We start from the raw sequence: 8,554 nt of genomic DNA, 5'->3' as shown, positions 1-8,554 counted from the left end.
CCTTTATCCCCCCGAAGCCGCCCTCCGACCGCTCGACCCGTCTCGCCGGCTGGGCCATGTGTTCCTGTAGCACCAGTAGCGCCCGTGTTACCTTGAGGTCCGGTAGCACCAGTAGCGCCAGTATTACCTCGAGGTCCAGTGGCGCCGGTAGCGCCCGTGTTACCTTGAGGTCCGGTAGCACCAGTAGCGCCCGTGTTACCTTGAGGTCCAGTGGCGCCGGTAGCGCCCGTGTTACCTTGAGGTCCGGTAGCACCAGTAGCACCAGTAGCGCCCGCTGGCCCGGTAGGTCCAGTAGGTCCTTGAATGAATGAAGCAGAATTAACTAGAGCGGTTTGTAATGCTGCGATTAATTTAAGAAGCTCTTGAAGTGTGCAAGGGTCAATTCGGAATAGTTTTGTAATGTATAGTAAATAATTAATTAGATTTTGAAGCTCGATAAATACAGCGCTTGCTACAAAAGTTGGATTTTTTAATATAGTTATTAAGTTTTTGATAATAGCTAATCCTTGCGCTTTCAGGGAGGAAGTAGCTTCTAGTGAACAAATAAATTTACTTAGTAGGTTCAATGTATCAATTAGATCTTCAATATTTTGGGGAGATGGATTTGCAAAAAGTTTTGGGATTATTTTTGTTAAATCGATAATGATTGCGCGAAATGTTCTAAGTTGTGCTTTAGTAATTGGGATCGATGGGGTATTTGGGATTCGTCCAGCGCTACTTGGAAAGCATGGTTTGGAGAATTTGTTTTGACTGTCGTCATAACGAGACATTAAATCTCTCCTTTCTCATGAGAATGTGAATGAAACTCATCATAGTAGATGCAAAAATTAGTTAAATGGTCATAGTAAAATCGTTTGTTTAAAGAAAAAATAGAAAAAACGCCTCATGATAAGGCGTTTTTTCTATTTTCTGCGTATTGATAATATCGTTTTAGTGAAACTTTTGATTTGAATCCAGCTAGTTTTATAATTTCTGACTCCGGAGTTTCTTTTTTTATTAAGTTTAAAATATAGGTGTTACGAAAGTGTTGTCCTGAGATTCCTTTGCGTAAATTAGCTCTAGATACTTCAAGGCGAATCATTTTTTGGATAGCGATTTCTGTTAATCCCTTCGGTGCATCATTTTCGTATACCCATCTGTATGTTCCACGATTAAAATCAAATGCGATAAATAATGGGTCATGACTATGGTATTTTGGGCGAACGGGTTCAGGGATGCTTTTGTAATAAGTATATAGTTGTTTTTTGTCTTCGTTAGTTAATGTAATTGTTCTTTCTACCCCTGCGGTTGCTGGGATAGATAATGTGTTAGTTTCAAAGTGAACGTGATGCATAGTTAACGCTGTAAGTTCCTGTAAGGATAATCCATAGTCGATTAATAAGTTTAAAATAGCAACATTACGATCCATTAATAAAGGGCGCACAGGACGTTGTTTTTCTGAAAGTCCTTCTAATGAAGTGATTATATGTTTCAATCTTTTTTCTTCATCAGATGAAATGAAATCTTCGTTACGAAGTGTGCGGTCTGGTTGAATAGAAATTTCCATGTTCTTTAATGGGTTAGGGATGTTTAGAAAATGATGCATTCTATTTAATACAATAAATACACGGTGCATCGTTTTCTCTGAGTAATGTCGATTCTTTTTTAGGTCGGAAAAGTAATCTTCGTAGTCTTTTGTACAAAGTGTAGCCCATATATTACTGGAAGGGAGCTTTTTGTTTTTTTCTAACCAATGTCCGAAATCTTCAATGTCATAAACATAACGTTTAATGGTTGAAGGTTTTCGGCCTTTATTCAATAAAAAAATAGAAAAGGCTTGTATTGTATCATGGAATTCCGTTGTCTCCATAGTCCCACCACCTTCATTATTTCTTATATTATAGCAAACTTTTCTGAAAATAGTCATTTGCAAGGGAGACCGGAATAATAATATTTGGTGAGTGGATAAAGTGAAACTTTAATCAGTGGGGATTTTGTTCATCCCTCTGATTATTAGTTGAACCAATCGGGCATTTACGGACAGTTATCTCCCGGCTAACTTCCTAGCATTTGCTGAATTTTGAGGTGGGAGTCTTACTGCCTGTTCATGCGGGATAAAATGAGGTGATTGTATGGAACAATCGATGCGAAAGAAAAATAATAATCAAATTAACATTGTGTTAAATCATCGAAAGAAAATTTCTTTACCGGCCGCAGAAAATAAAACAGTGATTTCAAGTGAAACTACTACGAAACATGAGATGTTGCAAAGAATTGAAGAAGAGATGGGAAAGCTTGTTGGGATGGATGATATAAAAAAGATAATAAAAGAAATATATGCTTGGATTTATGTGAATAAAAAAAGACAAGAAATAGGGTTGAAATCTGAGAAGCAAGTACTCCATATGTTGTTTAAAGGGAATCCAGGTACAGGGAAGACAACTGTTGCTAGAATGATAGGGAAATTGTTGTTTGAGATGAATATTCTATCAAAAGGGCACTTAGTTGAAGCTGAACGAGCTGATCTTGTAGGAGAGTACATCGGTCATACAGCTCAGAAAACAAGAGATTTAATAAAAAAAGCAATGGGAGGTATTTTGTTTATTGATGAGGCGTATTCATTAGCCAGAGGGGGAGAAAAAGATTTTGGGAAAGAAGCAATTGATACGCTCGTAAAACATATGGAAGATAAACAACACGGTTTTGTATTGATTTTAGCCGGTTATTCAAGAGAGATGAATCACTTTCTTTCATTAAATCCAGGACTGCAATCACGTTTTCCGTTTATAATAGAATTTTCTGATTACTCAGTTAATCAACTGTTGGAAATTGGGAAGAGGATGTATGAAGAACGTGAATACCAGTTATCGAAAGAGGCTGAATGGAAATTTAGAGATCATTTACATGCTGTAAAGTACTCATCGCAAATTACATCGTTTAGTAATGGAAGATATGTACGGAATATTGTTGAAAAATCGATTCGTACACAGGCTATGCGGTTGTTGCAAGAGGATACTTATGATAAATATGATTTAATTGGGATATCAAGTTGTGATTTGATGCTTGAAGAGGAGACGCACAGTACGTAAACTGTGCGTCTGTTTTTTGTATAAGTGCTGCTACTCTTTTTTTGCTTTTTCTTGATAAGATTTATGGAAGCGTTCCATTTTAGCGCTTTTTTCGTGTGCAGAATTAGAATCGTGTCCAATTTGACCTACTGAGCTTTTTTGAGCACCTTTATTAATGTGGTTTGTCATTTGTGTTCACCTCGCTTTGAGGATTAGTATAAACATTATGTAAAGAAAAACTCGTTAGAAAAGAAAAACCTCTTTACGATCTGTAAAGAGGTTGGATTGCTATTTATGCACTGAACGCTCTTTTGTATCGATACGTCTATGCGGTAAATGCCATTTGTAATGAATAGAAACCATGCGGAAGCAAACAATTAAAATGAATAAGGTATATAGAGCCCAATCGCTAACAATAATTTGAGCACCGATTAAGAAACCTGCTAGAATCGTCCAAAAGGCATATACTTCAGCTCGAAGGACGAGAGGTTTTCTGCGGGCTAAAAGATCGCGGATGATACCACCGCCAATACCAGTTAAAACAGCTGCTACGATTGTAGCGCTAATTGGTAAATTTAATTTTTGAGCGTATAATGCTCCTTGTACGGCGAATGCTGATAAGCCGATAGCATCAGTGATATTTTCCCACTTTTTCCAGTGTCTAATTAATTTATTAGGAAAAAGAAAAATAATCGTCATTGATAGTAGTGCGATTTGGAATAACATGTCTTGTTGCCAAAACGCGACAATCGGATAACCGATTAATAAATTACGAAGGGCACCTCCCCCAAATGCGGTTGCCATTCCTAAAATATACACTCCGAAAATATCATAATCCTCTTCCATTGCAACAATGGCTCCGCTTAGTGCGAAAGCGATTGTGCCTATGATGCTAAAAATCTCCCATGCCATGAATTTTCTCCCCCGCTAACTAGATGAAATGTGCTTCCTCTGCTATTATATTAGAAGGTTTAAATTTCGAAAAGGATGAGTGAACATATTTGATGGAAGAAAAAGAAAAAGTCATATTAGTAGGCTGTCAATTGCCACAAGATGATGATGAAAAGTTTATGCATTCCATGAAAGAGCTTGCATCGCTAGCGAAGACTGCACGAGCAGAATTATTAGTGTCTACAACGCAAAAACGACCGAAGTTTCATCCGGCGACTTATATAGGTAAAGGTAAATTAGAAGAGCTTACAATGTTAACGGAAGAATTAGAACCGGATGTTATCGTATTTAATAACGAATTAACGCCGAGTCAAATTCGGAATTTATCCTCAGTATTAGATGCGAGGGTAATTGATCGAACGCAACTAATATTAGATATTTTTGCGCAACGTGCGAAGTCGAGGGAAGGTAAGCTTCAAGTAGAATTAGCTCAGTTGCAATATACAATGCCGCGTCTTATGGGGCAAGGATTGTCTTTATCACGTCTTGGTGGCGGTATTGGAACGAGAGGGCCGGGTGAGACGAAACTTGAGACGGATCGTCGTCATATTCGATCACGCGTTGATGAAATAAAGAAACAACTTGCGGGTGTTGTGGAGCATCGAAAAAGATATCGTGAGAGAAGAAAAGATAATAAAGTATTTCAAGTTTCATTAATAGGGTATACGAATGCTGGAAAATCTACACTGTTTAATAGATTGACGGAAGCAGATACGTTTGAAGAAAACTTGTTGTTTGCAACGCTAGACCCGACGACAAGGAAGATGCCCTTACCTTCAGGTTATACAGTATTACTAACTGATACGGTGGGTTTTATACAAGATTTACCTACGTCATTAATTGCTGCTTTTCGTTCGACATTAGAAGAAGCTGGTGAAGCGGATGTTATTTTACATGTAGTTGATTCAGCGGATCCTAATTATGTAGGGCATGAGAAAACAGTAAAACGATTATTGTCAGAACTTGAAATTAGTCATATTCCTATTATTACGTTATATAATAAAAAAGATGAATTACATCAAAACTTTATTCCGTTTCCGAAAAGTGACTTCTTAATGACTAGTGCCTTTGAACAAAGTGATTTATTACATATAAAAGAAGCGATAGAAACGAAAATGAAGGAAGAAATGAATCGTTATCAAGTGGAAATTCCACCGAGTGAAGGTAAGCTGTTAACGCTATTAAAGACGGAAACGCTATTAACAAAGATGGAGTTTCTGGAAGAAAAATTTGTATATGATTGCGTAGGGTATATTTTTGCTCATTCATCGCTTAATGTGCAATTAAAGAGATTTTTAGTGGAAGAAGGAGAAAATAAAAATGTTTGATCGTTTGAAAAATGGAGAAAAAATTGCTCCAATCGTAAAAGAAGTAGAGAGCCAGATTACAGAAGTACATAAACGCGCGGATGAAGTAATTGAAAGCAATCAGTTTCGTGTGTTAGAAAGTTTTCGTAAACATAAAATTAGTGATTCGCATTTTATCCCGACGACAGGTTACGGTTATGATGATATTGGCCGTGATACGTTAGAAAAAGTGTATGCGGATGTATTTGGAGCGGAAGCTGGTCTTGTTCGTCCGCAAATTATTTCAGGTACTCATGCTATTTCTACAGCGTTATTCGGTATTTTACGTCCGGGAGATGAGTTATTGTATATCACTGGCAAACCGTATGATACGTTAGAAGAAATCGTTGGTGTACGCGGAAAAGGTGTAGGTTCATTTAAAGAATATAATATTGGTTATAATGCAGTTCCACTTACTGAAGAGGGGCTTGTTGATTTTGGAGCTGTTGCGGCTGCAATTCATAGTAATACGAAGATGATTGGGATTCAGCGCTCAAAAGGTTATGCTACTCGTCCATCGTTTACTATTTCTCAAATTAAAGAGATGATAGCATTCGTTAAAGAAATTAAACCTGATGTTGTTGTGTTTGTAGATAACTGTTATGGTGAGTTTATTGAAGAGCAAGAGCCATGTCATGTTGGTGCAGATTTAATGGCAGGTTCGCTTATTAAAAACCCTGGTGGTGGAATTGTTAAAACTGGTGGTTACATTGTTGGTAAAGAACAGTATGTTGAAGCGTGTGCATATCGTTTAACATCTCCGGGAATCGGTGCGGAAGCAGGGGCATCTTTATACAGTCTGCAAGAAATGTATCAAGGTTTCTTCTTAGCGCCGCATGTAGCGGGACAAGCGCTAAAAGGTGCGATTTTTACAGCTGCATTTTTAGAGAAGTTAGGAATGAATACATCACCAGCATGGAATGCACCAAGAACAGATTTAATTCAGTCTGTTCAATTTGATGATAAAGATCGTATGATTGCATTCTGCCAAGCGATTCAATATGCATCTCCAATTAATTCTCACTTCACTCCATATGCCAACTATATGCCGGGTTATGAAGATGATGTAATTATGGCTGCGGGAACGTTTATTCAAGGTGCAAGTATTGAATTGTCAGCTGATGGTCCAATTCGTCCGCCTTATGTTGCTTACGTGCAAGGTGGGTTAACTTATTCACATGTGAAGATTGCGATTTGTTCTGCAATTGATGCGTTAATTGAAAAAGAATTATTAACAATTTCTTAAGGGGAAGCTGTCGATTTCGACAGCTTTTTTCTAATGAAAGTAATGATTAATTTCATTAGAAAAAAGAATGAAAAAATTTATAAAAAAATCATGTAAGAAAAGCTAACATCTATTGACACTAAACATAACATGGTATAAAATGAGAAGCAGTTAAGGCGAAGGAGGAACTGAAACAATGAAAGAAGATAGACGTTCTGCCCCGCTGTTTCCTATTGGTATTGTTATGGATTTAACACAATTATCTGCACGTCAAATTCGCTACTATGAAGAGCATAATCTTGTTTCTCCAACCCGTACAAAGGGGAATCGTAGATTATTTTCATTTAACGATGTAGATAAGTTGTTAGAGATTAAAGATTTATTAGATCAAGGCTTGAATATGGCTGGTATTAAACAAGTGTTACTAATGAAAGTAAATCAAACAGAAACAGTGAAAGTAAAAGAGGAAACGAAAGAAATTTCAAAAACCGAGCTTCGCAAAATACTTCGAGATGAACTACAACATACAGGTAGATTCAATCGGACTTCATTGCGACAAGGTGACATTTCAAGGTTTTTTCACTAAAGATAACTGATTCTGAAGGTGTTTAGAGGGACTAAGGAGGAATTTATAATGGCTAGGTACACAAGAGAAGATATTTTCCGTTTGGCGAAAGAAGAGAATGTAAAGTATATCCGCTTACAATTTACGGACCTTTTAGGAGTAATTAAAAACGTAGAAATTCCAGTGAGCCAATTAACAAAAGCTCTTGATAACAAAATGATGTTTGATGGATCTTCTATTGAAGGTTTCGTACGTATTGAAGAATCTGATATGTACTTATTCCCGGATTTAGATACTTGGGTAATTTTCCCTTGGACAGCTGAAAAAGGCAAAGTAGCTCGATTAATCTGTGATATTTACAATGCAGATGGCACTCCATTTGATGGCGATCCACGTAACAACTTAAAGCGTGTATTAAAAGAAATGGAAGCATTAGGATTCTCAGATTTCAATCTTGGACCAGAGCCAGAATTCTTCCTATTTAAAGTAGATGAAAAAGGAAATCCAACATTAGAATTAAACGATAACGGTGGATACTTCGACCTTGCGCCGATGGATCTAGGGGAAAACTGTCGTCGTGATATCGTTCTTGAACTTGAAGAAATGGGCTTTGAAATCGAAGCGTCTCACCATGAGGTTGCTCCAGGGCAACATGAAATTGACTTTAAATATGCAAATGCAATTCGTTCATGTGATGACATTCAAACATTCAAACTTGTTGTAAAAACAATTGCTCGTAAACACGGTTTACACGCAACATTTATGCCAAAACCATTATATGGTGTGAACGGTTCAGGTATGCACTGTAACTTATCACTATTCAAAAATGGTGAGAACGTATTTTTCGATCAAAACGGTGACTTACAATTAAGTGATGATGCTCGTCACTTCATCGCAGGTATTTTAAAACACGCACCAGCATTTACAGCGGTAGCAAACCCAACTGTAAACTCTTACAAGCGTTTAGTACCTGGATACGAAGCTCCTTGTTACGTAGCATGGTCTGCACAAAATCGTAGCCCGTTAGTACGTATCCCTGCATCTCGTGGAATTAGTACACGCGTAGAAGTACGTAGTGTTGACCCAGCTGCAAACCCATATTTAGTAATGGCTACATTATTAGCAGCAGGTCTTGATGGAATTAAAAACAAATTAACTCCACCAGCTGCAGTAGACCGTAACATCTATGTAATGACAAAAGAAGAGCGCGAAGAAGCAGGCATCGTTGACTTACCAGCAACATTAGCGCAAGCATTAATTACATTGCAATCGAATGAAGTAGTATGTGGTGCACTAGGTGACCATTTACTTGAGCACTTCATCGAAGCGAAAGAGATTGAGTGGGATATCTTCCGCACGCAAGTTCACCAATGGGAACGTGATCAATATATGTCTCTATACTAAGAGGCTTAAACCCTTG

At 37.6% G+C, this 8,554-nt stretch carries 9 protein-coding genes; 5 read left to right on the top strand and 4 right to left on the bottom strand.

The features are described 5' to 3' along the window. Positions 1 to 770: collagen-like repeat preface domain-containing protein (locus JDS82_RS26600; protein ID WP_199714187.1), on the bottom strand; the 770-nt coding region annotated here is incomplete at its 3' end. 113 nt (positions 771 to 883) lie between these two features. Beyond that, complete coding sequence (locus JDS82_RS26595; RefSeq protein WP_098057549.1) at positions 884 to 1,849, bottom strand: tyrosine-type recombinase/integrase; 966 nt, start codon at positions 1,847 to 1,849, stop codon at positions 884 to 886. A gap of 262 nt (positions 1,850 to 2,111) precedes the next feature. Here JDS82_RS26595 and spoVK point away from each other — a divergent pair, with 262 nt between their 5' ends. Beyond that, positions 2,112 to 3,068 (top strand): stage V sporulation protein K, encoded by a 957-nt coding sequence (gene spoVK / locus JDS82_RS26590; protein ID WP_000438186.1) that lies wholly within the window; start codon positions 2,112 to 2,114, stop codon positions 3,066 to 3,068. A 30-nt stretch (positions 3,069 to 3,098) separates the two neighbouring features. On the opposite strand, the gene JDS82_RS26585 is transcribed toward spoVK, so the two are convergent. Both JDS82_RS26585 and JDS82_RS26580 read right to left on the bottom strand, forming a co-directional pair. Then, complete coding sequence (locus JDS82_RS26585; RefSeq protein ID WP_064471095.1) at positions 3,099 to 3,236, bottom strand: hypothetical protein; 138 nt, start codon at positions 3,234 to 3,236, stop codon at positions 3,099 to 3,101. A 99-nt stretch (positions 3,237 to 3,335) separates the two neighbouring features. After that, positions 3,336 to 3,959, bottom strand: a complete 624-nt coding sequence (locus tag JDS82_RS26580) for a trimeric intracellular cation channel family protein (RefSeq protein ID WP_000312271.1) — start codon at positions 3,957 to 3,959, stop codon at positions 3,336 to 3,338. Positions 3,960 to 4,051: 92 nt separating this feature from the next. Between JDS82_RS26580 and hflX the strand changes: the two genes are divergently transcribed. The 4 genes from hflX (at position 4,052) to glnA (ending at position 8,538) form a co-directional block, all read left to right on the top strand. Further along, complete coding sequence (hflX, locus tag JDS82_RS26575) at positions 4,052 to 5,326, top strand: GTPase HflX (protein WP_000391404.1); 1,275 nt, start codon at positions 4,052 to 4,054, stop codon at positions 5,324 to 5,326. Beyond that, complete coding sequence (locus JDS82_RS26570; protein ID WP_000460296.1) at positions 5,319 to 6,590, top strand: methionine gamma-lyase family protein; 1,272 nt, start codon at positions 5,319 to 5,321, stop codon at positions 6,588 to 6,590. Before hflX ends, JDS82_RS26570 begins: the two co-directional genes overlap by 8 nt. 175 nt (positions 6,591 to 6,765) lie before the next feature. Then, a complete protein-coding gene (glnR, locus tag JDS82_RS26565; RefSeq protein WP_000656785.1) occupies positions 6,766 to 7,155 on the top strand; it encodes a transcriptional repressor GlnR in 390 nt (129 codons plus the stop codon). 48 nt (positions 7,156 to 7,203) lie between these two features. Then, positions 7,204 to 8,538, top strand: a complete 1,335-nt coding sequence (glnA, locus tag JDS82_RS26560) for a type I glutamate--ammonia ligase (RefSeq protein ID WP_000135336.1) — start codon at positions 7,204 to 7,206, stop codon at positions 8,536 to 8,538. Positions 8,539 to 8,554: the final 16 nt, after the last annotated feature.

The sequence above is a fragment of the Bacillus cereus group sp. N14 genome, from assembly GCF_016483555.1.
GTDB lineage: Bacteria > Bacillota > Bacilli > Bacillales > Bacillaceae_G > Bacillus_A > Bacillus_A wiedmannii.
This window is presented reverse-complemented; position numbering and strand designations above follow the sequence as displayed.

What these genes read in the sequence shown, in the direction of transcription:
- JDS82_RS26570 (WP_000460296.1), top strand. Translation starts at nt 5,319, where the DNA reads ATGTTTGATCGTTTGAAAAATGGAGAAAAAATTGCTCCAATCGTAAAA.
- glnR (WP_000656785.1), top strand. Translation starts at nt 6,766, where the DNA reads ATGAAAGAAGATAGACGTTCTGCCCCGCTGTTTCCTATTGGTATTGTT.
- hflX (WP_000391404.1), top strand. Translation starts at nt 4,052, where the DNA reads ATGGAAGAAAAAGAAAAAGTCATATTAGTAGGCTGTCAATTGCCACAA.
- JDS82_RS26580 (WP_000312271.1), bottom strand. Translation starts at nt 3,959, where the DNA reads ATGGCATGGGAGATTTTTAGCATCATAGGCACAATCGCTTTCGCACTA.
- spoVK (WP_000438186.1), top strand. Translation starts at nt 2,112, where the DNA reads ATGGAACAATCGATGCGAAAGAAAAATAATAATCAAATTAACATTGTG.
- glnA (WP_000135336.1), top strand. Translation starts at nt 7,204, where the DNA reads ATGGCTAGGTACACAAGAGAAGATATTTTCCGTTTGGCGAAAGAAGAG.
- JDS82_RS26585 (WP_064471095.1), bottom strand. Translation starts at nt 3,236, where the DNA reads ATGACAAACCACATTAATAAAGGTGCTCAAAAAAGCTCAGTAGGTCAA.
- JDS82_RS26595 (WP_098057549.1), bottom strand. Translation starts at nt 1,849, where the DNA reads ATGGAGACAACGGAATTCCATGATACAATACAAGCCTTTTCTATTTTT.